This is a genomic window from Streptomyces sp. BV286 (genome assembly GCF_019090165.1).
Classification (GTDB): Bacteria; Actinomycetota; Actinomycetes; order Streptomycetales; family Streptomycetaceae; genus Streptomyces.
In genome coordinates this window covers 1-25,880 of the sequence record NZ_JAHRIB010000176.1, presented here as the reverse complement: position 1 = coordinate 25,880, position 25,880 = coordinate 1, and the positions used below count along the sequence as shown (strand labels likewise).

The 25,880-nt window shown below is 72.1% G+C and carries 24 protein-coding genes; 9 read left to right on the top strand and 15 right to left on the bottom strand.

What is annotated here, in order from left to right; translation table 11 throughout:
• The 4 genes from KUF83_RS32970 to KUF83_RS32955 all read right to left on the bottom strand — a co-directional run.
• Window positions 1-267: hypothetical protein (locus KUF83_RS32970; RefSeq protein ID WP_217458683.1), on the bottom strand; the 267-nt coding region annotated here is incomplete at its 3' end.
• A gap of 285 nt (window positions 268-552) precedes the next feature.
• The gene (locus tag KUF83_RS32965; protein WP_254644716.1) at window positions 553-1,755 is read right to left on the bottom strand and encodes a HAMP domain-containing sensor histidine kinase; all 1,203 of its coding nucleotides are present in this window, start codon (window positions 1,753-1,755) and stop codon (window positions 553-555) included.
• Window positions 1,756-1,787: 32 nt separating this feature from the next.
• Window positions 1,788-2,525, bottom strand: a complete 738-nt coding sequence (locus KUF83_RS32960; protein ID WP_055509869.1) for a response regulator transcription factor — start codon at window positions 2,523-2,525, stop codon at window positions 1,788-1,790.
• A 112-nt stretch (window positions 2,526-2,637) separates the two neighbouring features.
• Window positions 2,638-3,327 carry a spermidine synthase gene (locus KUF83_RS32955; protein WP_217458682.1) on the bottom strand — a complete coding sequence of 230 codons (690 nt, stop codon included), beginning with the start codon at window positions 3,325-3,327 and terminating at the stop codon, window positions 2,638-2,640.
• Window positions 3,328-3,558: 231 nt separating this feature from the next.
• On the opposite strand from KUF83_RS32955, the gene KUF83_RS32950 reads away from it, so the two are divergent.
• Window positions 3,559-4,461: a rhomboid-like protein gene (locus tag KUF83_RS32950; RefSeq protein WP_308403233.1), complete on the top strand. Its 903-nt coding sequence runs from the start codon at window positions 3,559-3,561 to the stop codon at window positions 4,459-4,461.
• An 82-nt stretch (window positions 4,462-4,543) separates the two neighbouring features.
• Here the strand turns inward: KUF83_RS32950 and KUF83_RS32945 are convergent, their stop codons facing one another.
• Both KUF83_RS32945 and KUF83_RS32940 read right to left on the bottom strand, forming a co-directional pair.
• Entirely contained in the window at window positions 4,544-5,440 is an 897-nt protein-coding gene (locus KUF83_RS32945; protein ID WP_217458681.1) for a hypothetical protein, read from the bottom strand.
• 70 nt (window positions 5,441-5,510) lie between these two features.
• Window positions 5,511-6,182: a GNAT family N-acetyltransferase gene (locus KUF83_RS32940; RefSeq protein WP_217458680.1), complete on the bottom strand. Its 672-nt coding sequence runs from the start codon at window positions 6,180-6,182 to the stop codon at window positions 5,511-5,513.
• A gap of 174 nt (window positions 6,183-6,356) precedes the next feature.
• Between KUF83_RS32940 and lon the strand changes: the two genes are divergently transcribed.
• Both lon and KUF83_RS32930 read left to right on the top strand, forming a co-directional pair.
• Entirely contained in the window at window positions 6,357-8,783 is a 2,427-nt protein-coding gene (gene lon / locus KUF83_RS32935; protein ID WP_217458679.1) for an endopeptidase La, read from the top strand.
• A gap of 378 nt (window positions 8,784-9,161) precedes the next feature.
• Window positions 9,162-9,671 carry a MarR family winged helix-turn-helix transcriptional regulator gene (locus tag KUF83_RS32930; protein WP_217458684.1) on the top strand — a complete coding sequence of 170 codons (510 nt, stop codon included), beginning with the start codon at window positions 9,162-9,164 and terminating at the stop codon, window positions 9,669-9,671.
• Window positions 9,672-9,841: 170 nt separating this feature from the next.
• Here KUF83_RS32930 and KUF83_RS32925 read toward each other — a convergent pair whose 3' ends face one another.
• On the bottom strand, window positions 9,842-10,627 hold the full coding sequence (locus KUF83_RS32925; protein ID WP_217458678.1) for a hypothetical protein: 786 nt from the start codon (window positions 10,625-10,627) through the stop codon (window positions 9,842-9,844).
• A 356-nt stretch (window positions 10,628-10,983) separates the two neighbouring features.
• Here KUF83_RS32925 and KUF83_RS32920 point away from each other — a divergent pair, with 356 nt between their 5' ends.
• Genes KUF83_RS32920 through KUF83_RS32900 form a run of 5 tightly spaced genes read left to right on the top strand, consistent with a single transcriptional unit; the run spans window position 10,984 to window position 16,956 of the window.
• Window positions 10,984-14,100, top strand: a complete 3,117-nt coding sequence (locus KUF83_RS32920) for a nitrate- and nitrite sensing domain-containing protein (RefSeq protein WP_217458677.1) — start codon at window positions 10,984-10,986, stop codon at window positions 14,098-14,100.
• A complete protein-coding gene (locus KUF83_RS32915; protein ID WP_217458676.1) occupies window positions 14,097-14,597 on the top strand; it encodes a roadblock/LC7 domain-containing protein in 501 nt (166 codons plus the stop codon). The genes KUF83_RS32920 and KUF83_RS32915 overlap by 4 nt, the downstream gene beginning before the upstream one ends.
• Entirely contained in the window at window positions 14,594-15,004 is a 411-nt protein-coding gene (locus KUF83_RS32910) for a DUF742 domain-containing protein (RefSeq protein ID WP_217458675.1), read from the top strand. The genes KUF83_RS32915 and KUF83_RS32910 overlap by 4 nt, the downstream gene beginning before the upstream one ends.
• The gene (locus KUF83_RS32905) at window positions 14,985-15,647 is read left to right on the top strand and encodes an ATP/GTP-binding protein (protein WP_217458674.1); all 663 of its coding nucleotides are present in this window, start codon (window positions 14,985-14,987) and stop codon (window positions 15,645-15,647) included. The genes KUF83_RS32910 and KUF83_RS32905 overlap by 20 nt, the downstream gene beginning before the upstream one ends.
• Before the next feature lie 55 nt (window positions 15,648-15,702).
• Entirely contained in the window at window positions 15,703-16,956 is a 1,254-nt protein-coding gene (locus KUF83_RS32900; RefSeq protein ID WP_217458673.1) for a styrene monooxygenase/indole monooxygenase family protein, read from the top strand.
• Between the two features lie 49 nt (window positions 16,957-17,005).
• Here KUF83_RS32900 and KUF83_RS32895 read toward each other — a convergent pair whose 3' ends face one another.
• From KUF83_RS32895 to KUF83_RS32880, 4 genes are all read right to left on the bottom strand, one after another.
• The gene (locus KUF83_RS32895) at window positions 17,006-18,235 is read right to left on the bottom strand and encodes an NlpC/P60 family protein (RefSeq protein WP_217458672.1); all 1,230 of its coding nucleotides are present in this window, start codon (window positions 18,233-18,235) and stop codon (window positions 17,006-17,008) included.
• A 121-nt stretch (window positions 18,236-18,356) separates the two neighbouring features.
• On the bottom strand, window positions 18,357-18,689 hold the full coding sequence (locus tag KUF83_RS32890) for a hypothetical protein (RefSeq protein WP_217458671.1): 333 nt from the start codon (window positions 18,687-18,689) through the stop codon (window positions 18,357-18,359).
• Window positions 18,690-18,738: 49 nt separating this feature from the next.
• The gene (locus KUF83_RS32885) at window positions 18,739-19,464 is read right to left on the bottom strand and encodes a TetR/AcrR family transcriptional regulator (RefSeq protein WP_217458670.1); all 726 of its coding nucleotides are present in this window, start codon (window positions 19,462-19,464) and stop codon (window positions 18,739-18,741) included.
• A gap of 128 nt (window positions 19,465-19,592) precedes the next feature.
• On the bottom strand, window positions 19,593-20,531 hold the full coding sequence (locus KUF83_RS32880) for a diiron oxygenase (protein WP_217458669.1): 939 nt from the start codon (window positions 20,529-20,531) through the stop codon (window positions 19,593-19,595).
• Between the two features lie 149 nt (window positions 20,532-20,680).
• Here KUF83_RS32880 and KUF83_RS32875 point away from each other — a divergent pair, with 149 nt between their 5' ends.
• Complete coding sequence (locus KUF83_RS32875) at window positions 20,681-21,787, top strand: ferritin-like domain-containing protein (protein WP_217458668.1); 1,107 nt, start codon at window positions 20,681-20,683, stop codon at window positions 21,785-21,787.
• 31 nt (window positions 21,788-21,818) lie between these two features.
• On the opposite strand, the gene KUF83_RS32870 is transcribed toward KUF83_RS32875, so the two are convergent.
• The 4 genes from KUF83_RS32870 to KUF83_RS32855 all read right to left on the bottom strand — a co-directional run bounded on the left by KUF83_RS32870 (window position 21,819) and on the right by KUF83_RS32855 (window position 25,736).
• The gene (locus KUF83_RS32870; RefSeq protein WP_217458667.1) at window positions 21,819-22,379 is read right to left on the bottom strand and encodes a DUF3291 domain-containing protein; all 561 of its coding nucleotides are present in this window, start codon (window positions 22,377-22,379) and stop codon (window positions 21,819-21,821) included.
• Between the two features lie 44 nt (window positions 22,380-22,423).
• Entirely contained in the window at window positions 22,424-23,881 is a 1,458-nt protein-coding gene (locus tag KUF83_RS32865) for a penicillin-binding transpeptidase domain-containing protein (RefSeq protein ID WP_217458666.1), read from the bottom strand.
• Window positions 23,882-23,898: 17 nt separating this feature from the next.
• Window positions 23,899-25,272 carry an FtsW/RodA/SpoVE family cell cycle protein gene (locus KUF83_RS32860; RefSeq protein ID WP_217458665.1) on the bottom strand — a complete coding sequence of 458 codons (1,374 nt, stop codon included), beginning with the start codon at window positions 25,270-25,272 and terminating at the stop codon, window positions 23,899-23,901.
• A gap of 104 nt (window positions 25,273-25,376) precedes the next feature.
• Window positions 25,377-25,736 carry an SH3 domain-containing protein gene (locus KUF83_RS32855; protein ID WP_217458664.1) on the bottom strand — a complete coding sequence of 120 codons (360 nt, stop codon included), beginning with the start codon at window positions 25,734-25,736 and terminating at the stop codon, window positions 25,377-25,379.
• Between the last annotated feature and the right edge of the window lie 144 nt (window positions 25,737-25,880).

Here is a 25,880-nt window from a genome sequence, read left to right as displayed (position 1 = left end):
GGGAGCGGCCGGAGCCGCCTTCGCCGGGGTGGTGGTGCCCGCGGCCCCCGCGGCGGCGGTACCCGCCGGAGCCGACGCGGCTACGCCGCCCGGCTTGTAGTCGGCGAAGAAGTCCCACCAGGCTCGGTCCACCGAGTTCGGATCCTGGAGGTACTGCTGATAGATCTCATCGACGAGCCACTCGTTCGGACCGAACGCGGCGGCGGGGTTCTTCCCGGCCTGGTCCTCGGTCGAGATGCTCGAGTTACTGGGGGACTGTGGCGACACGGCGGCAACCGCCCTCTTCCGCTTCACAAGGTGATGGACAGCGGGAATAAAGGCTACGCCTCCCGGACCGCCTAGGTCAGGCCGGGCCTGGCCATCGTCGCGTAAGTCACATCGAAAAGCGTGTTTCGGTGCTGGAAATGGCGGGAAACAAGCCAGGTTCCGATGCGGAACGGACGCGTCGGCTCAGGACCGCGATCGCGAAAGGCCGAGTCCCCGTGCGAGGAACGCACGCTGACACGTGTCCTGCTGCCCGATCACGTGGATCTTGGGCTCTTGCTTCGAACCCTACGTCAACCTGTCCAGCGAAGGCACTCCCGGAAGAGTGACCTGGATCCGGCAGCCACCCTGGGATTCGGCCACGCCGATCCGGCCACCGTGCAGATCGACCGCCCAGCGGGCGATCGCGAGCCCCAGACCCGTACCGCCGTCGCTGCCCGGGCCGTGCGGGGCGACGACCCCGCCGCGGTTGAACCGCTCGAAGACCCGGTGCCATTCGGAGCGCGGGATCCCCGGGCCCTCGTCCAGCACTTCGAGGTCCAGTGACTCGGGGCAGTCGCCGCGCCGGGCCTTCACCGTGACGCGGCCGTGCGGCGGGCTGTGCTTGACCGCGTTGTCGATGAGGTTGGCGACGACCTGGTGGATCCGCTCCGGGTCCGCGTGCGCGGTCAGCTCGGGCGGTGACACGTCGAGGTGCAGATGGACGTCCGTGCGCGTGTGGCTGCCCGAGCCGGAGGCGATGCCCGCGCGCGCGGAGGCCACCATGTTGGCCTCCTTCAGCACGCCGGACAGGTACGGCCACACCTCGAAGCGGCGCTTGCGCAGCGGCACGACGCCGTTGTCCAGGCGGGAGAGGTCGAGGAGTGTCTCCACGAGCCGTCCCAGCCGCTCGGTCTGCTTCAGGGCCGTGCGCATCGTCTCGGGGTCGGCGGCGGAGACACCGTCCACGACGTTCTCCAGGACCGCCCGCAGGCCCGCGATGGGCGTGCGCAGCTCGTGGGAGACGTTCGCCACGAGCTCCTTGCGCTGACGCTCCTGGGCCTCCAGGTCGTCGGCCATGCGGTTGATCGTCTGGGCCAGGTCGCCGAGCTCGTCACGGCGGTCGGCGCCCCTGACACGGCGGGTGTAGTCGCCGTGCGAGATGCCCCGCGCGACGGTGTTCATCTCGTCCAGCGGAGCGGTCAGCGAATGCGCCACGAACTGGGTGATCAGCAGCGCCGCGATCATCGAGAAGACCGTGATGAACCGCAGCTCCGTCTCGGTGCGCACGGCGATCATCAGCAGACCGGTGGTGATGAAGACCGAGACGACGACCAGCGTCCCCAGTTTCGTCTTGATCGAGAAGGGCCGTACGTCGCCCCAGGAACCCGAACCGGAGCCGGTGCCCGAGACCGCGCTCGACCTCCTGCCGGCACCCGGGCCCTTGCCCGTGCGCGGGCCCGGTCCGGCACCCGCCTTCGCGCTCCTGCGTGGCACACCGAGACCGCTCATCACTTCCGCCCCCTCAACCAGGGTGCCCGACACTACGGCGTCGGGGTCTCCAGCGCGTAGCCCACACCGTGCACCGTACGGATCCGCTCGGCGCCGATCTTCCGGCGCAGCGCCTTGATGTGGCTGTCCACGGTCCTGGTGCCGGACGCGTCCGCCCAGTCCCACACCTCGGCGAGCAGCTGCTCGCGCGAGAGCACCGCACGCGGTGTGTTCGCCAGGCAGACCAGCAGGTCGAACTCGGTGGGCGTGAGGTGGACGTCCTCGCTGCGCACCCGTACCCGGCGCTGCGCGTGGTCGATCTCCAGTTCGCCGAGGCGCAGGATGCCGGAGCGCGGCGTGGAGGCGGCCAGCGCGGCCCGCTCCACCCGGCGCAGCAGCACGTGCACGCGCGCGGCCAGCTCGCGCATCGAGAACGGCTTCGTCATGTAGTCGTCGGCGCCCACGCCGAGTCCGACCAGCATGTCCGTCTCGTCGTCGCGGGCGGTGAGCATCATCACCGGCACCGGACGGGCCGCCTGGACCCGGCGGCAGACCTCGAGGCCGTCGAAGCCGGGCAGCATGATGTCGAGGATCAGCAGGTCGGGCTGCCACGCTTCGGCCGTGTCGACGGCGGCCGGTCCGTCACCGGCTGTTTGCACGAGGAACCCCTCGGCGCGCAGCCGGGCGGCGATGGCGTCCACGATCGTGGGATCGTCCTCGACCACCAGCACCCGGCGCTGAGCGCCCGGCGTGGCCGCCGTGCCGTTGTGCGAGGTGTGTGTCTGCTCCATCGCCCGCCCCTGAGTGTGCTTTCCGGAACCAGTGGGGTGATTCCATGACTGCGCTTGACGCTTGAATGATCGGCGTCAGAGCAGCAGGGTACGGGCAGTGACGGCCGCTCGGCTATCCAGGCCTTACCGCGAGATGCACCGCGTCCGGAACGCCCCGGGCAACGGGGATCTCTTCGGTACGCACCCGACGGAACCCGGCATTCCGCAAGCTACGCGCGAAACCAGGCGAAGGATTGGCCGACCAAACAGCGAGTACCCCGCCGGGCCTCAACACCCGTGCGCACGCGGCGAGTCCGGCCTCCGAATAGAGGCTTTCGTTGCCCTCCGTGACGGTCCACTCGGGCCCGTTGTCGATGTCGAGGCACAGCGCGTCGTACGTGGCGGAAGTCTCATTGACGTACGCGACGAGATCGACCTCGATGATCTCTGTCCGTGGGTCCCCGAACGCCGGGGCCGACAGCTCGGCGAGGGGCCCCGCCCGGTGCCAGTCGATGACGGCCCGCTCCCGCTCGACGACCGCGATCCGGCCCCAGCGCGGTTCGGCCGCCGCGTGTGCGAGGGAGAAGCCGACGCCGAGACCGCCGATCAGGACCTCGGGCCCGGTGCGCCCGTCCAGCGCGCCGAGCGCGGCCTCGACCAGCCGTCTCTCCGACCGCCCGTCGGAGGTGTCCATGAGGAAACAGCCGTTGGAGATGATCTGCAGCACTCCGCCGTGGCGGCGCAGCACGACCTCGCCGTACGGGCCCTCGCGGCGGTCGATGACTTCGGGGCTGCCGTGCGGAGCGTCGTACGAGGCGGTCATGGGCCCATCCTGGCAATTTCCCCGGGGCCGGGCAGTCGTTTTTCGCCGTGCCGCGAGGCCGAGTGGCCCGGCGCCGAGGGCCTGGGCGGCGGGCCCGTGCCGCATGGAGCACCTCCGACCGGGACGTGGGCGGCCTGTCGAACCGCTGTGAATCGGCTCGCACGGGGCCTCTGCCATGGACAGCGTGATCGCGTGCGCCGAGGGTGGGGTGGAACGAAAGGAGTCCCGGACGTGGAACGGAGTGCGACGGGCGCGTCCTCGGCGGCGGACGCCGACGTCGACAGCGCGTCCGGGCCGGGCGACCGCACCCCGGCCGGACCGGACGACACGGGCACGCCCGGGCCGGACGGTGCCGTCGTGCGCGGGCTCGACGCGGTGCCCCGGCAGCGGGGCGTCGTCGGCGGGGGCGCCTCGGCCGCCGGCCGGGGACCGTGCCGCGCCGTCCGGGGTTCGCGCGCCACCGAGGGGAAGCCCGGGACCGGTCCGCGACGGCGTCGCGCGTGGCCACCGCGCCTGCTCCCCGGTCCCACCACGACCCCCTTCACCTTCGGGTACGCCGTAGTGCTCGCCCTGACCTCGCTGTTCACCGAGTACGCCGACGCCGGCCTGGTGGACCGGGTGCTCCAGGGGTCGAGCACGGATGTGGCGCACCTGGCGCAGTCCCCGGTGCACGTGCTGGTCGCCAGCGCGCTGTGGGTCGCCGGCGGGATCACCTCGGTGTACGTGATCGCGTTCCTGCTGGTGCTCACGGCGCTGGAGCGGCGGATCGGCGGATGGCGTACAGCGGGTGTCTTCCTGATGGGGCACGCGGTGGCGACCCTCGCCACCGAGGTACCCGTCGGCCTCGCGGTCCTCGTCGGCCACCTCCCCGAGAGCTCCCTCCACCGCTACGACTACGGCATCAGCTTCGGCGTCGCCGCGAGCGTGGGCGCGCTCGCCGGGCTCCTGCCGCCCCTGCCGCGCTGGACGCTGCTCGCGGTGTCCGGCTGGACGGTCGCCGACGACCTGATCGCCTTCACGGACCCCCTGACGAACTGGGGCCATCTGATGGCGCTGGCCCTCGGGGTGGCCGCCTGGCCGCTGGTGCGGCGCTCCCGCGGGCCTGCGGCACCGGCTTCGCCCACCCCGTCCTGAGAGCACGTGGCACCGCGGCCCTCACTCGCGGCGCCTCAGGTCGCGGACCTGGCCGGATGCTTCCTGGGCCCGGTCTCGGGTGTCAGCTCCAGGACGGGGCCGGGAATCCCGCAGCGGCGTCGTGGGGGACGGGCCTGCCCGTGAACGCGTCGAGAAGCAGGCGGTCGCCCACCGGGCGGTCCAGCTTCACCGTCACCTTCTTCATCCGCAGATCGTCCGTGCACATGCCCTCGGCGCGGTCGCGGATCCAGCCGGAGAACACCACGTTGTCGCCGGACTCCAGCACGTCCACCGCCGGGCCCTCGTCGCAGGAGCCGTGATGGGCCCGCAGCGTGACGGTGCGGCCGTCCCGCGACACCGCGGTCAGCCCGTAGAGCGGATACAGCGCGTCCGAGGCCTCCGCGACGGGCTTGACGGGCGGCCGGGGAAGCTTGGAGGGCCCGACCGCGACACGCCTGAGCGGGGTGTCGTACCCCGCGACGGTGAAGTGCCAGGCCGGCACGGAGGCCGGGCCCCGGCCGGTGGAGAGGGTCATCCGGCCCAGCCGGGCGCCGGTCACGACGAGAGAGTGGCCCACGTCCCCGCCTTGGGCGAGCTTCTCGTAGGCGGCCCGTGCGGAGGACACGGCAACGGGGAGCGAGCCGCCGCTCCGCCACCGGACCTCCCCCTTCCTCTTCGGCGGGGCCCCGGGGAGCGGGCCGCGCAGCTCGAAGTTCTGGGCCTCGTAGGCGCGCTTGTCGGCCTGGTTGCGGAAGGCGCCCTCGGGCAGCTGGACCGGGTCGTCCAGCGGGAAGTACCCCTCGCGCCAGATCCGGGCGGCCTCCGAACCCGCCCACGCGTCGGAGACCTGACGCGCGCGCTCCATGGTCCGTTCCGGATCGTGTGCCGCGCCCGGGTCGCCCCCCTTCCCGGCGCACGCGGCGGTTCCGGTGAACAGAGCCAGCACGACGAGCAGTCGCAACAACGGTGTGGTCCGCATGACGCCCCCGAGGCAGACGGCCGGAAGGAATCCGACGACGCACCTGTGACGCCGGGATCCTGCGGAACGTTCAGCCCCCGTCCCGGGAAGCCGCGTGGTCCCCGCCCGTGAACCTCGCGCTCGTCAGCCGCGCCTCCACGCTCCACCCCAGCGACTCGTACAGGGCCCGCCCCTCCGGCGTTCCCGCCAGGACGCCGGTCCGCGCGCCCCGGACGGCCGCGGCGTGCGCGAGGGTCCGCATGACGAAGCGGCCCAGGCCCCTGCGCCGGTGTGCGGGTGCCGTCCCGATCTGGTCGGCGACCGCCGTGGCCCCGGTCGGGGCGATCTGCCCGCGCGCGGCCCACGCACCGTCCGCGTCCGCGAGGAGTACGCGGGTGACGCCGCCCCGGGACCAGGTGCGCAGCCGGTAGCCGTCCGGCACGGGCGGTGCGGGATCGGTGGTGAGGGGCGCCGACATCAGATACCCGGGCTCGGGATTCACCCACCAGTCGTCTCCGAGCCAGGGTGCGACGCGGGCGGGCTCCGCGAACACCTTGAGCCACACGCCGGCCCCGGTCACCGCCTCCGCGACCTTCCGGACCGTGGCCTCCTCGACCCGCTCCTCCGTCGCGCCCAGCACATGCCGGGTGACGTGCTGCTCCTGGCCCACGTCCACCGTGTACCCCCAGGGCTCGGCCACCGGCGGCGCCGCCCCGCGCGAGACGACCCATCCGTCCACCCAGGCCCGCACGATCTCGTTCACGCCCACCTCGTAATAGGTCAACAAGCGCTGCAGTCGTTACCGAGGTGGACGATACGGGTCGACCGGGTCGGCTCGACAGAAGTGATCGCTCACAGCGAACAGGGCTGGGGGAACAATCGGCAGCCCTCGTGCATTGAGTCGGCATAGCTCAACTTGAATGCCGAAGGGGAGATCATGACTTTGACGTCCGCACCGCTCACTCTGTCTGTGCTGCCGCTCGACGACGAGGTCGTGCTGCCCGGCATGGTGGTGCCCCTGGACCTGAACGACGCCGATGTACGCGCCGCCGTGGAGGCCGCCCAGGCCGCCGCGCGTTCCGGTGGTGTCAGTGGGGCAAGCAAGCCGAAGGTGCTGCTTGTTCCACGTATCGACGGCACGTACGCGAACACGGGGGTGCTCGGCACGGTCGAGCAGGTGGGACGGCTCGCCGACGGCGACCCCGGCGTCCTGGTCCGCGGCCGCGGCCGGGTGCGTGTCGGCGCCGGTACGACCGGGCCGGGCGCGGCCCTGTGGGTGGAGGGCGTGCAGGTCGAGGAGACCGTGCCCGATCCGCTGCCCGGCGCCGTGACCGAGCTGGTCAAGGAGTACAAGGCGCTGGCCACCAACTGGCTGAAGAAGCGCGGCGCCTGGCAGGTCGTGGACCGCGTCCAGCAGATCGACGACGTGTCCGCGCTCGCCGACAACTCCGGCTACTCGCCGTTCCTGACGACCGCCCAGAAGGTCGAGCTCCTGGAGAGCAGCGACCCGGTGGCCCGGCTGAAGCTCGCCACCGAGCAGCTGCGCGAGCACCTCGCCGAGCAGGACGTCGCCGAGTCCATCGCCAAGGACGTACAGGAAGGTGTGGACAAGCAGCAGCGGGAGTTCCTGCTGCGGCGCCAGCTGGACGCCGTGCGCAAGGAGCTGCGCGAGCTGAACGGCGACGCCGAGGGTGAGGAGTCCGACGACTACCGCACGCGTGTCGAGGCAGCCGACCTCCCCGAGAAGGTCCGCGAGGCCGCGCTCAAGGAGGTCGAGAAGCTGGAGCGCTCCAGCGACCAGTCGCCCGAGGGCTCCTGGATCCGCACGTGGCTCGACACCGTGCTGGAACTCCCGTGGAACGAGCGCACCGAGGACGAGTACGACATCCAGGGGGCCAAGGCGGTCCTGGACGCCGAGCACGCCGGACTGGACGACGTGAAGGAGCGGATCACCGAGTACCTGGCGGTCCGCAAGCGGCGCAACGACCGGGGGCTGGGTGTCGTCGGCGGCCGTCGCGGCGGCGCCGTGCTCGCCCTCGTGGGCCCGCCCGGCGTCGGCAAGACCAGCCTCGGCGAGTCCGTCGCGCACGCCATGGGCCGCAAGTTCGTCCGGGTCGCCCTCGGCGGCGTACGGGACGAGGCGGAGATCCGCGGCCACCGGCGTACGTACGTCGGCGCGCTGCCCGGCCGGGTGGTACGGGCCATCAAGGAGGCCGGGTCGATGAACCCGGTGGTCCTGCTGGACGAGATCGACAAGGTCGGCTCCGACTTCCGCGGCGACCCTGCGGCGGCCCTGCTCGAAGTCCTCGACCCGGCCCAGAACCACACCTTCCGGGACCACTACCTGGAGGTCGAGCTCGACCTGAGCGACGTGGTGTTCCTGGCCACCGCCAACGTGCTGGAGGCCATCCCGGAGGCGCTGCTCGACCGCATGGAACTGGTGCGGCTCGACGGATACACCGAGGACGAGAAGGTCGTCATCGCACGGGACCACCTGCTCCCGCGCCAGCTGGAGCGGGCCGGTCTGGAGAAGGACGAGGTCACCCTCGACGAGAGCGCGCTGCGCAAGCTGGCCGGCGAGTACACCCGTGAGGCGGGCGTCCGCAATCTGGAGCGGTCCGTGGCACGGCTGCTCCGCAAGGTGGCGGCGCAGCACGAGCTGGGCGAGCGGGAACTGCCGTTCACGGTGACCGACGAGGAACTGCGCGGGCTGATCGGCCGGCCGCACCACGTGCCCGAGTCCGCCCAGGACCCGGCCGAGCGCCGCACGGCGGTGCCGGGTGTGGCGACGGGCCTCGCCGTCACGGGCGCCGGCGGTGACGTCCTCTTCGTGGAGGCGTCGCTGGCCGACCCGGAGACGGGCGCGTCGGGTCTGACCCTCACCGGCCAGCTGGGCGACGTGATGAAGGAGTCGGCGCAGATCGCGCTGTCCTTCCTCCGCTCGCACGGCGCCGAGCTGGAACTGCCCGTCGCCGACCTGAAGGACCGGGGCGTGCACATCCACTTCCCGGCCGGCGCGGTCCCGAAGGACGGCCCGAGCGCGGGTGTCACGATGACGACGGCCCTGGCCTCGCTCCTGTCCGGCCGCCTGGTCCGGACGGACGTGGCGATGACCGGTGAGGTCTCGCTCACCGGCCGGGTCCTGCCGATCGGCGGGGTCAAGCAGAAGCTGCTGGCCGCGCACCGGGCGGGCGTCACCACGGTCGTCATCCCGAAGCGCAACGAAGCCGACCTGGACGACGTCCCGGCCGAGGTCCTGGAGAAGCTCGACGTCCACGCGGTGACGGACGTCCGCCAGGTCCTGGAACTGGCGCTCGCGCCGGCGACGAACGGCGCGGCGACGGAGGTTCCGGTGGCGGCGTGACGGACGCCACCGGATGAGAGGGCCCGGGCTCCCCGATGAAGGGAGCCCGGGCCGTTTCGCGTCCGCAGTCCGCAGTCCGCAGTCCGCAGTCCGCAGCCCGCAGCCCGCAGCCCCCGCTCGCGGGCGGCGGCACGAGCAGTGGGCCGTTTCGGAGCCGACTCGCCAGTCCGGCTCCGACGTGTACGGCATGGGCATGACATATCGTGACGCCGGGGAAGCCGCGCCTGTGGATGAGGAGCGGACGAGTGCGGGTGAGGAGTGGGCGAGGGGCCCGGAGGCTGCCGCTGGTCCGTTCCTGCGAAATACTGGCCCAGCTGCGGCAATGGCGGTCTTTGGCGGAACTTTCAGGATCGGGAAAACCGGGTCATGGGTGCTGACGTGCACGAGGGCGGGAACGGCGAGGGGCACCGGGCGGGATCCGGCGGCCCGGGGAGTGATGTGGACCGGAGCGCCGTGAACCAGGAGTTCCTGGCCCTGGAGCGCGAACTGACCGTTCTCCTGCGGCGTGCCCGTGCCTCCTCCGGCGAGATGGTCCGCGAGGTCCACCCCGACCTGGAGTCCTCCGCGTACGGCCTCCTCGTACGTCTGGAGGAACGCGGCCGGCAGCGCGCCACCGAGCTCGCCGCCTACATCGGCGTCGGCAAGGCCACGATGTCGCGCCAGCTGCGCGCCCTGGAGGAACTGGGGCTCGTCGCCCGCGAACCCGACCCGGCGGACGGCCGCGCCTGGCTGGTCCACCTCACGGAGGAGGGGCGGGTGCGGTTCCGCACGGTGCGGGACGCCCGGCGGGCGCGGTACGTGCGGGAGCTTGCCAGCTGGGACAGCGAGGAAGTGGCCGAGCTGGCCCGGTTGCTGCGTCGGTTGAACCGGGGTGTGGAGCAGGGCTGAGGGACCGCCGGGTACAGGGCTGTCCGGCGGCCGCCGACCGGTTCCGGCCGGTCGCGCAGTTCCGCGCCCCCGGAGAGGCGCCCCGCGGCGGAGCCGCACACGGCACGGCCCCGCACACGGCACGGCCCCGCACCCCTGAAGGGCGGCCCCCGCGCGCTCGTGGCGCCCGCTCACAGCTCCACGTACACGACCGTCGCGTCGTCATGCCGCTTCGACCGGCCCAGGAACACCCGTTCCTCGTCCGCCAGTTCCAGGGCCCGTACCCGGTCGACCAGGGCCTGGCCGCCCTCCTTGCGGACGAGGGCCGACAGGGCGGCCCAGTCGCCCTCCCCGAACTTCTCCACCCAGCGGGTCGCGCCGTCGGTGAGCGCGGCGAGGGCGCGCACCTCGGCGCGGGGGAGGGTGCCCGTGACGGCGCGGGCCGCCACCGAGGGGTCCGCCGCGGCCGTGAAGAAGCCGCCCTCCTTGTTGCGCAGGGTCGCGTCGGTCTCGGCGTGCGAGGCCAGGGCGGCCCGCGGGACGCGCGAGAGGCGGTCGTCGAGGACGGGAGTGACCGTGCCCGAGGAGGACTCGACGAGGAGCGTCGAGTCGGACAGCACCAGGTACTCCACGGTCTCGGACGACCAGCGGGCCAGCACCACCGTCGCCTGAGGGGTGCGCGGGTGAGAAAGGTCACAGGTGGCCCGGTGAACGTCGGCGGTACGCGCGATGGCGTGCCCCAGGACCTCGGTGAGCGTCAGATCCCGCCGTGAAACGGACAGTTCGGTCAGCGCGCCGCCCAGCCGGGCGGTGAACCAGGGGACGGAATGCAGACAGCCGTGATCGGTCGCGGGAGGCGTCACGCCGTCCAGGACGACGATCGAACCGCCCTGTCCGGAAGCCGGAAGTACGACCGACGCGTAGTCCTCGTCGGGGCGGGCGGGGTCACCGGGTACCGAGATCAGTTCCGAGCGCATCCGGCCAGTCTGCACGAGCCCTTCACAAGCTTCGCCAAAGGCTGGCAACCGTCGCCGAATTGACCTGGACCAGCAGGTCAGACGCCTGTTTTGAGATGGAATCACCGACTCCGGTGAAGCGTGGCGGCGAATCTTGCCACCGGTCGTCGTGGACGTCCAACCGGCCTGCCGCGCAAGGGTGTCGCACCCGCCACGGGAACTTGCCGGGCCGCTCCCCGGCGATGTTCACTCCTTCGTGTGGCGGGTCAGGCGATGCGCGACCACTGCCCACCGGCACTGGGAGGGTCGGGAGCCGTACCGGGACGACACGCGAGTTGACGGACAGTCACCCGGGCCCATGGGGACACGAGTCAAGAATGCGAGCACCGGTGCAGAAGATGCGGCCCCGTCGCAAAGGCAGGCAGCCGGCCTCGGGTGAAGCCTCCGGGCACACACCGAACCCACCGGCACCGCAGGGCACTTCGGACCCCGCGGGACGCGGCCGCCCCGCCCGCGTACGCAGTCGGCTGATCGTCGCCGTCGCCGTCGTGGCCGCCGCGATCGCCGGAGCGGGCGCTCCGTCCGTGATCGCCGCCTCCGGGCAGCTGAACGACTCCCAGAACCTGGTGACGCTCGCCGAGCGCACCCAGGACGCGCTGGCCCTCGCCCACTCGCTGGCCGACGAACGCGACGAGGTCACCTCCTATCTCGCGGCCGGCCGCCCCGACGGCGCAGGCCCCTCCGAACGCCGCAGCGCCCGCGTGGACCGCCAGGTCGACGAACTGCGCGCCGAGGCCGTCGACGCGGACGCCCCCGCGGCCTTCCTGAAGACACTCGACGGAATCGCCGCCGTCCGCAGGGCGGCGCTCACCGGGGAGAGCAGCGCCCTCGAAGCGCACCGGGCGTACTCGGCCGTACTCACCGAACTCCACGGTCTCGCCGAGGAACTGGCCGAGGAGCTCCCGCCCCGCGCGGGCTCCGGCGCGCACGCCCTCGCCGACCTCGACACCGCCGTCCAGCAGGCCGCCGCGACCCGCGGCCTGCTCCTCGCGGCGCTGAACGTCCCCACGACCACCCGGACCACCACCGACCCGATCACGGGCCTGCCCACGACGACCACCACGTCGTCGGCCGCCGAGAGCAAGCAGCGCGACGCGCTCACCGCCGCCGCGCAGCAGGCACACGTCCGTGAGCAGGCGGCCCTGGCCGACTTCGGCGGCACGGCACCGAAGGCGGACCGCACCTCGTACGACTCCACGGTGAACGGGCCCGACGTCACGTCCGCCGACAAGTACCTCGCGGCCCTGGCCGACCAGCCCACCCTCTCCGACTCCGAACTCGCCACCAGCACCAAGAAACTGGACGCGGCACTCTCCGCCCGCGTGGAGCTGATGCGCGGTGTCGAGGCGTCCCTCAACACCCAGCGCGCCAAGGAACTCGCCCAGTGGCGCGACGACGACGTCACCGGGCTGGAGATCCGTATCGCGGTCCTCGGCGCGCTGATGCTGCTGGCCGTCGGTGTCTCCACGGGGATGGCCCGCTCCCTCACGCGCCCGCTGGCCGTCCTGCGCCTCGGCTCGGCCCGCCTCGCCGCGGAACCGGGCACCGGGGAGCCGGTCAGGTTCACCGGCCGCAACGACGAGTTCGCCCAGGTCGTACGGTCCGTCAACACGCTCCACGCGCACGCCCTCGCGCTCAACGAGCGGCTCGCCACCCTGGAGGGCGACCGCAAGCACCTCATCGGCCAGCGCCAGAAGATGGCCGACGAACGCGACAGGTTCCGTACCGAACTCGCCGAGGCGACCGCCCACCTGGAGCAGGTCCGGCAGAGCATCCACGGCACCTTCGTCAGCCTGGCCCTGCGCACCCTGGGCCTCGTGGAGCGACAGCTCGGCGTCATCGAGGGCCTCGAAGAGCGCGAGCAGGACCCCGACCGTCTCGCCACCCTCTTCCGGCTCGACCACTTCGCCACCGTCATGCGCCGCCACAGCGAGAACCTGCTGGTCCTCGCGGGCGCGGAGCACGGCCACCAGCACCCCGGGCCGGTCCCGCTGGTCGACGTCGTCCGCGCGGCCGTCAGCGAGATCGAGCGGTACGAGCGGGTGCGCATCGCCGCGCTGCCGCCGCACGCGCACCTCGCCGGGTTCGCGGCCGACGACATCAGCCACCTGGTGGCCGAACTCCTGGAGAACGCCTCCTCCTTCTCGCCGCCCGACATCCCCGTCGAGGTCTCCGGCTGGCTCCTGGAGAGCGGCGAGGTCATGCTCTCCGTCCAGGACGAGGGCATCGGCATGACCAGCGAGCGGCTCGACCGGCTCAACGCGCGCCTCTCGGCCTTCGACCCGCAGGACGCGTACGACGAGGAGAGCGGCGAGGGCCTCGGGCTCGGCCTGTACGTGGTGGCCCGGCTCGCCCACCGGCACGGCGTGCGGGTGCAGTTGCGCGAGCAGAAGCAGGGGGGCGTCACCGCTGTCGTCGTCCTGCCGAAGGCCATGCTCGCCGCCGCTCCGGCCGTCGCCGTCCCGCCGGCGACCACGGCCCGCACCCCCGGGGGCGCGGCGGCGATGTCCCTGCCGGGCGCGGACGCCGAGGTCAACTCCAATGTGCTGTACGCCCGTTCGGGACGCGACCCGCTGATCTCGGCGGCGGAGGACTCGCTGCGGGACCTCGACGCGCCGGAAGCGGAGACGCCGGGCGTCACCGGGGAGGCCGCACGCGGCGAGACTCCCCCCGCGAAGCCCGCGGGCGAAGGCTCCGCGGCGGACTCCGGGACCGAGAAGCAGTCCGGGACCGCGGAGCAGTCCGGGCGGACGGGCCTTCCCGAACCGTGGGATGCCGCCGAGCCCGCCCGATCGGCCGAGCCCGTCGAGCCCGCAGACTCCGTCGAGCAGTCCGACTCCGCCGACTCCACGGCCTCCACCGACTCCGCCGAATCAGCCGGGACTTCCGAGGTCCTCGGTGCCCCCGGCATCCCCGGCGGCTCCGAGCCCTCCGCGGCAACCGGTCCCGAGACGACCATGGTGCTCATGGCGCCCGTGCCGCCGGTGGACGAGCCCTCCCGGCCCCGCGATGCCCGGACCGGGGCCGAAACCGGCGCCCACGAGCCCGGACCCGGCGTCCCGCCCGGCGCCCCGGCGATCCGGCTCCCCGCCCAGACGGCCGCCGACCCCTACGCCATCGGACCCGACGCCCACGAGCGTGTCCCCGACGGGGCGCAGCCGTCCGCGTCGCCCGAACCGGCCGAGCGGGTCACCGACAAGGGGCTGCCCAAGCGGACCCCGAAGATCTCCACGCCCGCCCCGGCCGCGGGCCCCCGCCGGACGTCCGTGGACGCCGAGGCGCTGCGCCGCAGGCTCGGCGGATTCCACCGGGGTGCGAGCGAGGGCCGCCGCGAGGTCGAAGCGGAGATCGCCGAACAGACGTCGGAGCTGCAGACACCGACCGCACATGCCGTAGAAACCAAGGGGGACACAGTCGAGGAGGCAAGCAGTTGACCGCGTCCAGTACCTTCGGACTGAGCCATGAAGCCCGCAATCTGCACTGGCTGCTGACGAACCTCGTCGAGGAGGTGCCGGGCCTCCTGTCGGTCGCGGTCGTCTCCTCCGACGGCCTGCTGCTGCTTTCCTCCGACCCCGGGAGAAACGCGCAGGCCCGGCGGGACACCGGGAGACCCACGAGCCCGCGGGGCTCCGCGGCGGACCTGGCCACGATCGTCTCCGGCATCGGCAGTCTCGCCATCGGCGCGGCCAGGCTGATGGACGGCGGCGCCGTCAAGCAGACGATGGTCGCGATGGAGGACGGCGGGCTCTTCGTCATGTCGATCAGCGACGGTTCGCTGCTCGGCGTGCACGGCGCCCCGGACTGCGACATGAGCGTCGTCGCCTACCACATGGCGCTCTTCGTGGGCCGCGCCGGACACGTCCTGACTCCCGAACTCCGCAGCGAGCTGCGGCAGTCGCTGGAGGCCACGACGATGGAGGCGGCCCGGTGAGCGACGCGAGCGGCACGCCCAGACTCCCGGTCCGCGGCGGCGACCGAAAGCCCGCCCGCGTACGCCCCTACTCGCTCACCGGCGGTCGCACGCGCTTCGGGCACGTGCTGCTCGTCGAGACGTTCGTCGCGGCGCTCGAAGCCCCGCCGGAGCGCCGTGAGCTGGAGAACGGTTCACTCTCCACCCGGGTGATGCCGGAGATGCGGGCCATCGTCGAACTCTGCCGCCGGATGCGTACGGTGGCCGAGGTCGCCGCCCTCCTGAAGATGCCCCTCGGTGTGGTCAGGGTGCTCCTCAGCGACCTGGCGGACCAGGGAAAGATCCGCGTGTACGGAACAGGTCACGGCCCGGGACAGCCGGACCGCGCACTGCTGGAAAGGGTGCTGAGTGGACTCCGTCGTCTCTGACGTCTCCCACGTCCCGGACGTCTCCCGGTCGTCCGGGTTCCCCGAAGTGGTGGAGCCCGACGAGGAGTTGAAGGCCTGGCAGAAGGACCGGACGCGCGCCCCGATCGCCACGAAGATCGTGGTGGCGGGCGGCTTCGGCGTGGGCAAGACGACGCTCGTCACCTCCGTCTCGGAGATCACGCCTCTCCAGACGGAGGCGCTGATGACGCAGGCGAGCGAGGGCACCGACGACCTCAGCTCGACGCCGGAGAAGACGACCACCACGGTGGCCATGGACTTCGGCCGCATCACGCTCGACGACGACCTGGTGCTGTACCTGTTCGGAACGCCGGGGCAGCAGCGGTTCTGGTTCATGTGGGACGACCTCGTGCGCGGGGCGATCGGCGCCGTGGTCCTCGCCGACACCCGGCGCCTGAAGGACTGCTGGCCGGCACTCGACTACTTCGAGAGCTGCGGGCTGCCGTACGTCGTCGCCGTCAACCACTTCGACGGCAGCGAGAGGTTCGAGCCGGAGGACGTACGGGAGGCGCTCACGATCCGCCCGCACATACCTGTCATGATCATGGACGCGCGCCACCGGTTCTCGGTGATCGAGACACTGCTGGCGCTGGTGGGGCACGCGCTCGACGTCAGTCCCGGATAGCCCGGCACCACCCGGCGTCAGCCCCGAACAAGACGTACGCAGAGTGAGGACCAGCATGCGGAAGATACTCGTCGTCGGAGCCGGCCAGTCCGGACTCCAGCTCGCCCTCGGACTCCAGTCGAACGGGTACGAGGTCACCCTGATGTCCAACCGGACGGCGGACGAGATCCGGACCGGCCGCGTCATGTCCACCCAGTGCATGTTCGACACGGCACTGCAGCACGAGCGCGACCTCCAGCTGAACTTCTGGGAGTCCCAGGCCCCGAAGATCGAAGGGCTCGGCGTCTCGGTCGCGGTCCCCGGCTCGCACGACCCGGGGCCGACCCAGCGTGCGATCGACTGGGTGGGCAGGCTCGACGGGTACGCGCAGTCGGTCGACCAGCGCGTGAAGATGGCCGGCTGGATGGAGACGTTCGCGCAGCGGGGCGGCCAGCTCGTCATCCACGGCGCCGCGGTCTCCGACCTCGACTTCTTCGCCCGCACGTACGACCTGGTCCTCGTCTCGGCGGGGAAGGGCGAGCTGGTCTCGATGTTCGGCCGCGACGCCGCACGCTCCCCGTACACGGAACCCCAGCGCGCGCTGGCCGTCGCGTACGTCCACGGGCTCGGCCCGCGCCCCGAGCACCCGGACCACGACGCGGTCCGCTGCAACCTCGTCCCCGGTGTCGGCGAACTGTTCATCATGCCCACGTTCACCACCTCCGGCCGGGCGGACATCCTCTTCTGGGAGGGCATACCCGGCGGCCCGCTGGACGTCTTCCAGGGTGTCAAGGACCCGGCCGAGCACCTCTCCCTGACCCTGGAACTCATGGAGCGGTTCACGCCGTGGGAGTACGCGAGGGCCACCAAGGTCGAGCTCACGGACGCGGGCGGCACGCTGGCCGGACGCTACGCGCCCACCGTCCGCAACCCGGTCGGCCGGCTGCCCGGCGGCGGCCTGGTCCTCGGCGTCGCCGACGTCGTCGTGGCGAACGACCCGATCACCGGACAGGGCTCCAACTCGGCGTCGAAGTGCGCGGCCTCCTACCTCGGCTCGATCCTCGCCCACGGGGACGAGGAGTTCGACGAGACGTGGATGCGGGGCACGTTCGAGCGGTACTGGGACACGGCCCAGCACGTCACCAAGTGGACGAACGCGATGCTCGGCGCCCCGCCGGAGCACGTCCTCAACCTGATCGGCGCGGCGGGTCAGCTTCCTCCGGTGGCTGATCGTTTCGCCAACGGGTTCAACGACCCCTCGGACTTCGAGAACTTCTTCTACGAGCCCGAGAAGACGGAGGCGTACCTGGCCTCCGTGGCGGGCGGCTGAGGACCGGCTCCCTGTGCGCGGCGGGGCTCGGCCGGGGCCACGCGTCCCCTCACGGGGCGCTGTAGCCCTCGTCCGAGCCGTCCCGGGCGCCCTCGGGGAGCTTCGGCGGCGCGTACCGGCGCAGGGGTTCCCCGTCCGGGTCCGGCCGTACCGCACCCAGGACGGGATTGGCCGCGATCGGCGAGACCTTGATCCGCGCGCCCGGTCTCGGGGCCTGCACGACCATTCCGTCGCCCAGGTACATCGCCACGTGGGTGGCCTCGGGGAAGTAGACCACCAGGTCGCCGGGGCGCAGTTCGTCCAGCTCGACGTGGGGCAGCCGGGCCCACTGCTCCTGGCTGGTGCGGGGGATGGTGTGGCCCGCGCTGTCCCACGCCTGTGACGTGAGCCCCGAACAGTCGTACGAGTCGGGGCCCTCGGCGCCCCACTCGTAGGGCTTGCCGATCTGCTCCACGGCGTAGCGCAGGGCCTCGTCGCCCTGCCGGGTGGGCCTGCGCGTGCTGCTGAGCGCGCCGGACGCCACCAGCTCGTCCTGCGCCTCGGCCACGTCGGCCTTCTCCAGCTCGGCCACCCGCGCCAGTTGCTCGGCGGTCAGTGAGGCGAGCAGTTCCTCCACGTCCCCGAGCCGCTTGCGTACGAGGTCGCGGTCCTTCTTCCGGCGTTCGGTCAGGGTGAGTTGGACGTCCAGGGCGGCGCGGGCCCGGCGTGCCAGCCCGTCGGTCCTCCGCTCGCTGCCCGCCAGCCGCTCGACCGTCCCGGCACGCTCCTGCGAGACCTGCCGGATCACCTGACCCTGGTCGAGCGCGTGCTGCGGATCACGGGCGAGCAGCAGCCGGACGTACGAGGAGATCTCACTCGTGCCCTGGTACTGCTGGCGGGCGAGCCGTCCGGCGGCGCCGCGGCTGTCCTGGAGGGAGAGCCGGGCCGCCGCGAGCCGTCCGTTGAGCTTCGCGACCTCGGCCCGCCGCCGCTTCAGCTCCTCCTCGGTCGTGTTGTACGCCTCGGTGGCCTCCTCGGCCTCCCGGTACAGCCGCTGCAGCTCGGCCAGCAACTCGGCCACCGACCGCCCGCCTTCGGCCTCCGGCCGCCCGCCCTCGGGCGCGGGACCGTCGTCCGGCTCAGGAGCGGCGTCGTCGCCGGGCTCCGGGACGGCACTGCGGGCGGGGTCGGGTGCGAAGCTCTCGCCTGGTTCGGGCACGGCCGAGGCCGGTACGGGCACGAGGACCGCGCCGGCCGCGATCGCCGCCGTACAGACCAGCCGCAGAAGCCTTCCTGACACGTCATCACCTCCGGTGCGGGGCGGCCCTTCCGCTCCTCCGCACCGCGAGCATCAGACGCCCGCGCGACCCGCGCGCGCCGACCGTGGGCGGTTCGGCCCAACGAGGTCACTCGTCGGAGTCCTACGGCTTGCCGTCCGGCGTGGCGTCCGGCCCGTCGCCCGCCCCGGTGCCCGGCCCGGGTTCCGGTGCCGGGTCCGGCTTGGACCACGGCCATCTGAGCCTGCCGCTCGCGCCGGTGGGGTCGTACTCGTACTTCCACCCCTGGTGCAGGCCCAGCCGCCTGCTCGCGCCCGCCTGCACGCGGCGGTAGACGAGAACCGTGGGCGGGCCGCCCGCGGCGTCCGGCACCGGGACCCGGTACACCTTCGGCGGGTGCCCGGTCGGGCCGAGCAGGATCGGCAGCACACGGCCGTCCAGGGGGCCGCCCTCGAAGGGGGTCTCTTCGCTCTTCACGGGGTCAGTGTCACAAACGACGGACCGGCAGGCGGCACAGGCCGTGCCGTCACAGCAGGTGCACCGCGTCGCCCACCACGGGCAGGACGCTGCGGGCCAGCGAACCCATCGGGCCGTCCGCGGACTCCAGCGCCAGCGCGGCCCGTACGACGTCCGCGGTCTGGGCGTCGCGGGCGGCGGTCGCCACCAGGCACGCCACGAACTGCTCGACGAGCCAGTCGCGCAGCTCGTCCAGCGCGGGCTCCTTCTCCTCGTCCAGCCAGATCAGCGAGGCGGCCTCGACGGCCGTGATCCACATCCGGACGGTCATCCGCAGCCGGGGCCCCGGCTCCTCGGTGTCCAGATGGCTCAGGATGTGCTCGGCGGCGGCCCGTCGTACGCCGTCCACGATGGCCGTGGTCCTCGACGTCTCGACGACGCTGCCGCCCTGCAGCAGAGCGCTGAACCCGGCGTCGTGCTGGTCGACGAAGGCGAGGTAGCGGTCCAGCGCGTTGGACAGGCGCCGGGTGAGCGGGCCGTCCGGCGGCTCCGCGAAGCACTGCTCCAGCTCCTCCGCGGCCGACCGCAGCGCGGCCTCGTACAACTGCTGCTTGCCGCCGGGGAAGTACCGGTACACCAGCGGTCGTGAGACGCCCGCCGCCTCCGCCACGTCGTCGAGGGAGACGTCCTCAGGTGCCCGCACCGCGAACAACGACAGCGCCGCGTCGAGAAGCTGACTGCGTCGCTCCTCGACACTGAGCCGCCGGTACGCGCGTGTGGGGGCCTCCGAGGTCATGCCTCGCAGCGTAACCCGGCCCGGGGGTGCGGGGTNCGGGGGCCGGTGGGAGGGTGCGGGGCGGCGGGGGCCGGGCGGGCGGTTCCCCGCGCCCCCAAAAGACGGGGCTGCGCCCCGGTCCTCCGGCTTCAGGCCAGCAGGCCCGACGACTTCCACAGGCGGCGGCCGGGGCCCCGCAGTACTCCGATGTCGTCCAGGAAGTCCGTCAGGCGCTTCGCGCCGGTCTGCATGATCTCCCGGCGGTGTCCGCTCGCCTTCACCTGCGCCATGGCCTCACGCCGGTCCAGGCCGATGTTGGTGTAGACGTCGGGATTGACGAAGGCGACCGAGAAGACGCGGGCGAACTCGCCGGAGGTGACCCGGGTGAACTCCTGCGACCAGCGCGGCGCGGTCACCATCTGGCGGCGCAGTTCCTCCCGCGCGTACCGGACGTGCCGGGCCTCCTCGACCACATGGATCCGCGTCACCCCGCGGACCAGGGTCTGCACCCGCTCGTCCGGGAACGTGAGCCGCTGCATCCAGTCGAGCACCTCCTCGCCCAGCAGCGTGGCCGTGAACGAACCGGGGGTCGTGGACACCGTCTTGAAGAAACGGCCCAGGTTCTGGTGCGCCCGGCTCACCGGGTAGTGGGGCGTGCCGCCCCGGCTGATCAGCCGGGCGAACATCTTCGAGTGCCGGCACTCGTCCTCGATCTCGGTCAGCGCGTACCGTACGTGGGCGCTCGTCGCCGCCTTGTCGTAGATGTGCCGCACCAGCAGCTGCATCAGGATGATCTCGAACCAGATCCCCAGCGAGGCCAGTGCCGCGGCCTCGTGCCGGGACAGCAGGATCCGCTGGTCCTCCGGCATCCGCTTCCACAGCGGTGTGTCGTAGAGCGACACGAGCTCCGGTGGCCAGAACCACTTGCCGTCCTCGAAGGGCGCGTCCCAGTCCAGCTCCTCGTCCGGGTCGAAGGAGTGCTTCGCGGAGGAGTCGAGCAGCCGCTGGGCCACCTGCTCCCGGTCCTTGAGCAGGCCGAGGGCGTCACGCAGCCCCTCGATGGCGCTGTCCTCCGTCACGGTCGTCATGGCTGTGCCCACCTTGTCGTACCTCGTCGTACCGGAAGTCGACGGAGTTACCGCCGGTCACGTCTTATGAGACTGCTTGTCAGCAAGCCCGTCAATCCCCTCCGCGCAACTTGTTGACCCGTCGTCTACTACGTAGGAGCCTGCGAGACATGCCGACCTACGACCTGTACGCCAAGGACCCCGGAGCGCCCCTCTGGCAGGTGCCCGCGACCGGCGCGGCACGCTTCAGCTGGGAGTACGACGAAGGGCGCGCCCGCCTCCTCGCCCTCTACCAGAAGGGCAAGGACAAGCAGTGGGACGGCCGGAAACGGATCGCCTGGGACCTGGAGGTGGACCCCTGCGATCCGCTCGGCACCCCCGACGAGTCGATGTCGATCTACGGCACCCCGTACTGGGCCAAGATGAACGACCGCGACAAGGGCGAACTCCGCAAGCACTACGCCTCATGGCAGTTCAGCCAGTTCCTGCACGGCGAACAGGGCGCCATGGTCTGCGCGGCCCGCATCGTCGAGTCGGTGCCCGACCTGGACGCCAAGCTCTACTCGGCGACCCAGACGATGGACGAGGCCCGCCACGCGGAGATCTACGGCCGCTTCCTCCACGAGAAGATCGGGATGCTCTACCCGGTCAACGACAACCTGCGGTCGCTGCTCGGCGACACCCTGCGCGACTCCCGCTGGGACATGCCGTACCTCGGCATGCAGGTCCTCATCGAAGGGCTGGCCCTCGCCGCGTTCGGCATGATCAGGGACACCACCGACAAGCCACTGCCCAAACAGATCCTCGCGTACGTCATGCAGGACGAGGCGCGGCACGTCGCCTTCGGCCGCATGGCGCTGCGCGACTACTACCAGCAGCTCTCCGACGCCGAACTGCGCGAGCGCGAGGAGTTCGTCATCGAGGGCTGCTACCTGATGCGGGACCGCCTGCGCGGGGTCGAGGTCCTGGAGAACTTCGGCATCCCGACGGCGGAGGCCGAGGAGTACAGCGAGCGGTCCGAATTCCTCGCCCTCTTCCGCCGGTTGCTGTTCTCCCGGATCGTCCCCTGCGTCAAGGACATCGGCCTGTGGGGCAAGCGCCTCCAGCAGGCCTACGTCGACATGGGGGTCTTCGACATGGGCGACTCCAGCCTCGACCTCCTCATGGCCCAGGACGAGGAACTCGCCGAGAAGCTCGACGCGGAACGCTTCGCGGCGGAGGAACAGGTACGGGTCGCGGAGGTGGGCGAGGCGATCCGGGCAGGGGCGGAGTCCTGAACCCCGCCGCGGCCCGGTGCCGCGACAGGTACTAGACCGGGCACTCCAGCCCGGGGAGCGTGCGGGCCGCCTCCGCCGCGGCCTGCGGCGGGGCGGCGGCCGGCAGCGGGGCCCCGGTGGGCAGTGCCTCGCCCGGGCCGGGCGGGAACGACGTCCGCAGGGTGAAGGCGTACTCCGTGGCCCCGTGCGCCCGCAGGTGCAGCAGCCGGTCCTCCGCCTCGGCCACCGTCGGCCGGTGCCCGGCCGGCACCCACCACAGGGCGGTCATCGCCTCCCGGATCCGCTCGAACCACTCGTTGCGCCGGGCGAGGAGCTCCCGGTGCTGCCCCTGGTACATGAAGGCGGTGAGGGCGTTGGTGTCCCGCCACACCGTTAGATTGATGATCAGCCAGTCGTCGCCGAATACCGACACGTCCGTCGCGTTGCCTTCGTCGCTCTGCAGCCGCCAGACGAATCCGTCGGCGGCGTCCGCGACCGCGTTCACCGGGTCGAGGGCGTCGACGAAGTCCTTCAACTGCGGGGAGTCCAGCGGAGCTTGGAGTCGCGAGATGTTCACCTGGGCGAGTTCGTACGCGGCCTTGGGCTGAGTCATGACCGAACGTTAGGTCGGGCCGCGGGCGGGGCGCCACCCCCGTCTCACCGGTCGAGCACGGCCTCCATCACGGCCCGGGCGACCGGCGCCGCGTCCCCGCCGCCGCTGATGCCGCCCCGGTCGGCCGCCGACCCCTCGACGACCACCGCGACCGCCACCGCCGGCTCCATGGAGTCCTCGGCCTGGGCCCAGGAGATGAACCAGGCGTAGGGCGTACCGGAGTTGTGGACGCCGTGCTGGGCCGTGCCGGACTTGCCGCCGACCGTGGCACCGGCAATGGCGGCGTTCGTGCCGGTGCCCTCCCGCACCACGTCGGTCATCATCTCGCGCAGCCGGACCGCCGTGGCGGGGCTCATGGCCTGCCGGAGGGTGCGCTGCCCGGTGGTGGACACCGTGTCGCCGTCGCCCGTGGTCGTCCGTTCCACCAGGTGCGGCGTACGGACCGAGCCGTGGTTCGCGACGGCCGCGGCGACCATCGCCATCTGCAGGGGCGTGGCACGGGTGTTGTACTGGCCGATGGAGGAGAGCGCGAGCTGTGCGTCGTCCACCCGGGTGTCGAAGGTGCTGGGGGAGACCCGGAACGGAATCCCCAGCCTCCGGTCGTTGAAGCCGAACTCGGCGGCCTTGGACCGCATCGCGGCCAGACCCACCTCCACACCGAGTCCGGCGAAGACCGTGTTGCACGACCACTCGAAGGCGTAGCGCAGCGACGCGTTCGCACACCCCTCCACCTCGTTCGTCAGCCGCACCGAACTGCCCGGCAGCCGGTACGGGTCCGGCGATTCGGTGGGCGCGTCCACATCGCGCACCACGCCCGCGTCGAGGGCCGCCGCGGCCGTGACCACCTTGAAGGTCGAGCCCGGCGGATACGTCTGCCGCACCGCCCGGTTGAGCATCGGCCGGTCCGCCGCGCCGTTCAGCCGCGCCCATGCCCGGCCCACCTCCGCGTCCGTCCCGGAGAGCTCACCCGGGTCGTAGGAAGGGGTGGACACCAGCGCCAAAATGCGCCCGGTGGACGGTTCGAGCGCGGCCACCGCGCCCCGCCGGGAACCGAGCCCGGCGTACGCCGCCCGCTGCGCCGCCGCATCGAGCGTCGTGACCACGTGGCCGCCGGGGCTGCGAGCCCGGGTGAGGTCGTTCCACAGAGGGATCGGCGTGAGTGACGGATCGGTGCCCGCCAGGACCCCGTCCGCGGCACCCTCCAGGAAGGCCGTCCCGTACACCTGCGAGGCGAAGCCGGTGACCGGCGCGTACAACGGGCCGTCCCGGTAGGTCCGTTCGAAGCGGAACTGCTCCCCGGAGTCCCTGGAGCCGGTGACGGCCCTGCCGCCAACGAGGATGTCGCCGCGCGGCTGGCCGTAGCGGGCGATCGTGTGGCGGCGGTTGGCCGGACTCTCGTCGTACGTGCGGGCCTGGACGATCTGGAGGCGTGCGGCGTTCACCAGGAGGGCGAGCAGGAGGAGCGCGCAGAAGGCGGCGGCGTGGCGGATGTACCTGGTCATCGGGCGGCCGTTCCCCGTCATGGCGCTGCCTTCCTGTCGTGCCGCTCCTCCTCGGACCGGCCGCGTGCCGAGTCGCTGAGGCGGATCAGCAGGGCCACGATGATCCAGTTGGTGACGACGGAGGAGCCGCCCTGAGCGAGGAACGGCATCGCCATCCCGGTCAGCGGGATCAGCCCCGTCACGCCGCCCGCGATCACGAAGACCTGGAGGGCGACGATCGAGGCGAGCCCGACCGCGAGCAGCCTGCCGAACGGATCGCGGACGGCGAGGCCCGCCCGCAGTCCGCGCTCGACCAGCAGTCCGTACAGCAGGAAGATCGCGGAGAGGCCGGCCAGGCCCAGCTCCTCGCCCGCCGTGGCCAGGATGAAGTCCGACTTGACGGCGAAGCCGATGAGGGTGGAGTGACCGAGGCCCAGTCCGGTGCCGAGGAAACCGCCGGCGGCGAACGCGTAGAGGGACTGGACGAGTTGGTTCGGGCCGAGGCCCGCCTCGACCGACGCGAACGGGTGCAGCCAGTCCTCGACCCTGCTGTGCACGTGCGGCTCCAGCCAGCCGACGGCGAAGGCCCCGCACGCGGCCAGCAGCAGCCCCACCGCGATCCAGCCGGTGCGGCCCGTGGCGACGTACAGCAGGATCACGAAGAGGCCGAAGAAGAGCAGCGAGGTGCCGAGGTCGCGTTCGAGGACCAGGACGCCCACGCTCAGCAGCCAGACCGCGAGGATCGGGCCGAGCACGCGCCCGGTGGGCAGTTGGAGCAGCCAGATGCGACGGCCCGTGTACGCGAGGGCGTTGCGGTTGGCGGCGAGGTAGCCGGCGAAGAACACCGCGAGCAGGACCTTCGCGAACTCGCCCGGCTGGATGGAGAATCCGGCGACCCTGATCCAGATCCGGGCGCCGTTCACCGAGGGGAAGAAGATCGGCAGCACGAGGAGGACGAGCGCGGCCACGACGGACACGTACGTGTAGCGCTGGAGCACCCGGTGGTCGCGCAGGAGCACCACCACCGCGATGAACAGGCCCACGCCCAGCGTCGACCAGACGAGCTGGGTGGGCGCCGCCCGGTCGGCCGGGGTCTCCAGGTCGAGCCGGTGGATGAGGACCAGGCCCAGGCCGTTGAGGAGAACGGCGATCGGCAGCAGCAGCGGATCGGCGCAGGGGGCGCGCAGGCGCACCGCGAGATGCGCGAGGAGTGCGAGCACGCCCAGCCCGGCGCCGTAGCCGGCGGCGCCGGGCGGGACGGATCCGGTCCTGGCGAGGCCGACGTCGCAGTAGCCGTACACGGAGAGCAGGACGGCCACGACGATGAGGGTGAACTCGATGCCACGGCGCCGGGGGAGGGGTACGACGGGGGCCGGCGGGTCGGCCTGCGCTGTCGTTCCGGGCGAGAGCATGTCCGGAAGTTAGCAAGCCGATCGCCCGATGTCCTGTTATGTCGCGACAATCGGGCTGTACCGGTGTTCCTGGCGGGCCGGAGGCCGGCCTCCCCGGGGTGCCCTCAGCACCAGCGGGGCACCGGGCCGATGTTGTCGATGAAGCGGGCCGTTCCCCAGGCCCAGGTGCCGTCCGCGAGGAGGTACCACAGGTTGTTGCCCTTGACGTTCTCGCCGGGCGTCTTGCAGAAGATGGAGACGACCTTGCCGTAGTGCGCGAAGCCGATGACGGCGCTGCCGCGGGTCGGCTTGTCGCGCAGGTTCAGTCCGCCGGGCGCGGTGACGCGGCCCTTGTAGAACTTGGGGTGGTGACCGTCGTGGTGGCCCCAGTCGTCACCGGCGAGGGCGGGGCTCGCGGCGCCGACGACGAGAGCGCCGCCGGCGGCGACTATGCCGATACGGGTGAGAGCGGTTCGCAGGGACATGGCGTGCTCCTCCGGAAATGGGGGACAGAGCTGACTAATCGCCACATTAGGAGCGCGCTTCGGTGCGCGCCCGCCACGCTGAGCCATCGGGGCGGCGGGGCGGGCTCGGCCGGTGGCGTCCCGGACGGGCGCCTGTCCCGGCCG

Coding starts and splice junctions, on each gene's coding strand:
- KUF83_RS32965 (WP_254644716.1), bottom strand. CDS start 1,755: ATGAGCGGTCTCGGTGTGCCACGCAGGAGCGCGAAGGCGGGTGCCGGA.
- KUF83_RS32960 (WP_055509869.1), bottom strand. CDS start 2,525: ATGGAGCAGACACACACCTCGCACAACGGCACGGCGGCCACGCCGGGC.
- KUF83_RS32945 (WP_217458681.1), bottom strand. CDS start 5,440: ATGCGGACCACACCGTTGTTGCGACTGCTCGTCGTGCTGGCTCTGTTC.
- KUF83_RS32955 (WP_217458682.1), bottom strand. CDS start 3,327: ATGACCGCCTCGTACGACGCTCCGCACGGCAGCCCCGAAGTCATCGAC.
- KUF83_RS32900 (WP_217458673.1), top strand. CDS start 15,703: ATGCGGAAGATACTCGTCGTCGGAGCCGGCCAGTCCGGACTCCAGCTC.
- KUF83_RS32925 (WP_217458678.1), bottom strand. CDS start 10,627: ATGCGCTCGGAACTGATCTCGGTACCCGGTGACCCCGCCCGCCCCGAC.
- KUF83_RS32855 (WP_217458664.1), bottom strand. CDS start 25,736: ATGTCCCTGCGAACCGCTCTCACCCGTATCGGCATAGTCGCCGCCGGC.
- KUF83_RS32875 (WP_217458668.1), top strand. CDS start 20,681: ATGCCGACCTACGACCTGTACGCCAAGGACCCCGGAGCGCCCCTCTGG.
- KUF83_RS32865 (WP_217458666.1), bottom strand. CDS start 23,881: ATGACCAGGTACATCCGCCACGCCGCCGCCTTCTGCGCGCTCCTCCTG.
- KUF83_RS32860 (WP_217458665.1), bottom strand. CDS start 25,272: ATGCTCTCGCCCGGAACGACAGCGCAGGCCGACCCGCCGGCCCCCGTC.
- KUF83_RS32885 (WP_217458670.1), bottom strand. CDS start 19,464: ATGACCTCGGAGGCCCCCACACGCGCGTACCGGCGGCTCAGTGTCGAG.
- lon (WP_217458679.1), top strand. CDS start 6,357: ATGACTTTGACGTCCGCACCGCTCACTCTGTCTGTGCTGCCGCTCGAC.
- KUF83_RS32920 (WP_217458677.1), top strand. CDS start 10,984: ATGCGAGCACCGGTGCAGAAGATGCGGCCCCGTCGCAAAGGCAGGCAG.
- KUF83_RS32870 (WP_217458667.1), bottom strand. CDS start 22,379: ATGACTCAGCCCAAGGCCGCGTACGAACTCGCCCAGGTGAACATCTCG.
- KUF83_RS32880 (WP_217458669.1), bottom strand. CDS start 20,531: ATGACGACCGTGACGGAGGACAGCGCCATCGAGGGGCTGCGTGACGCC.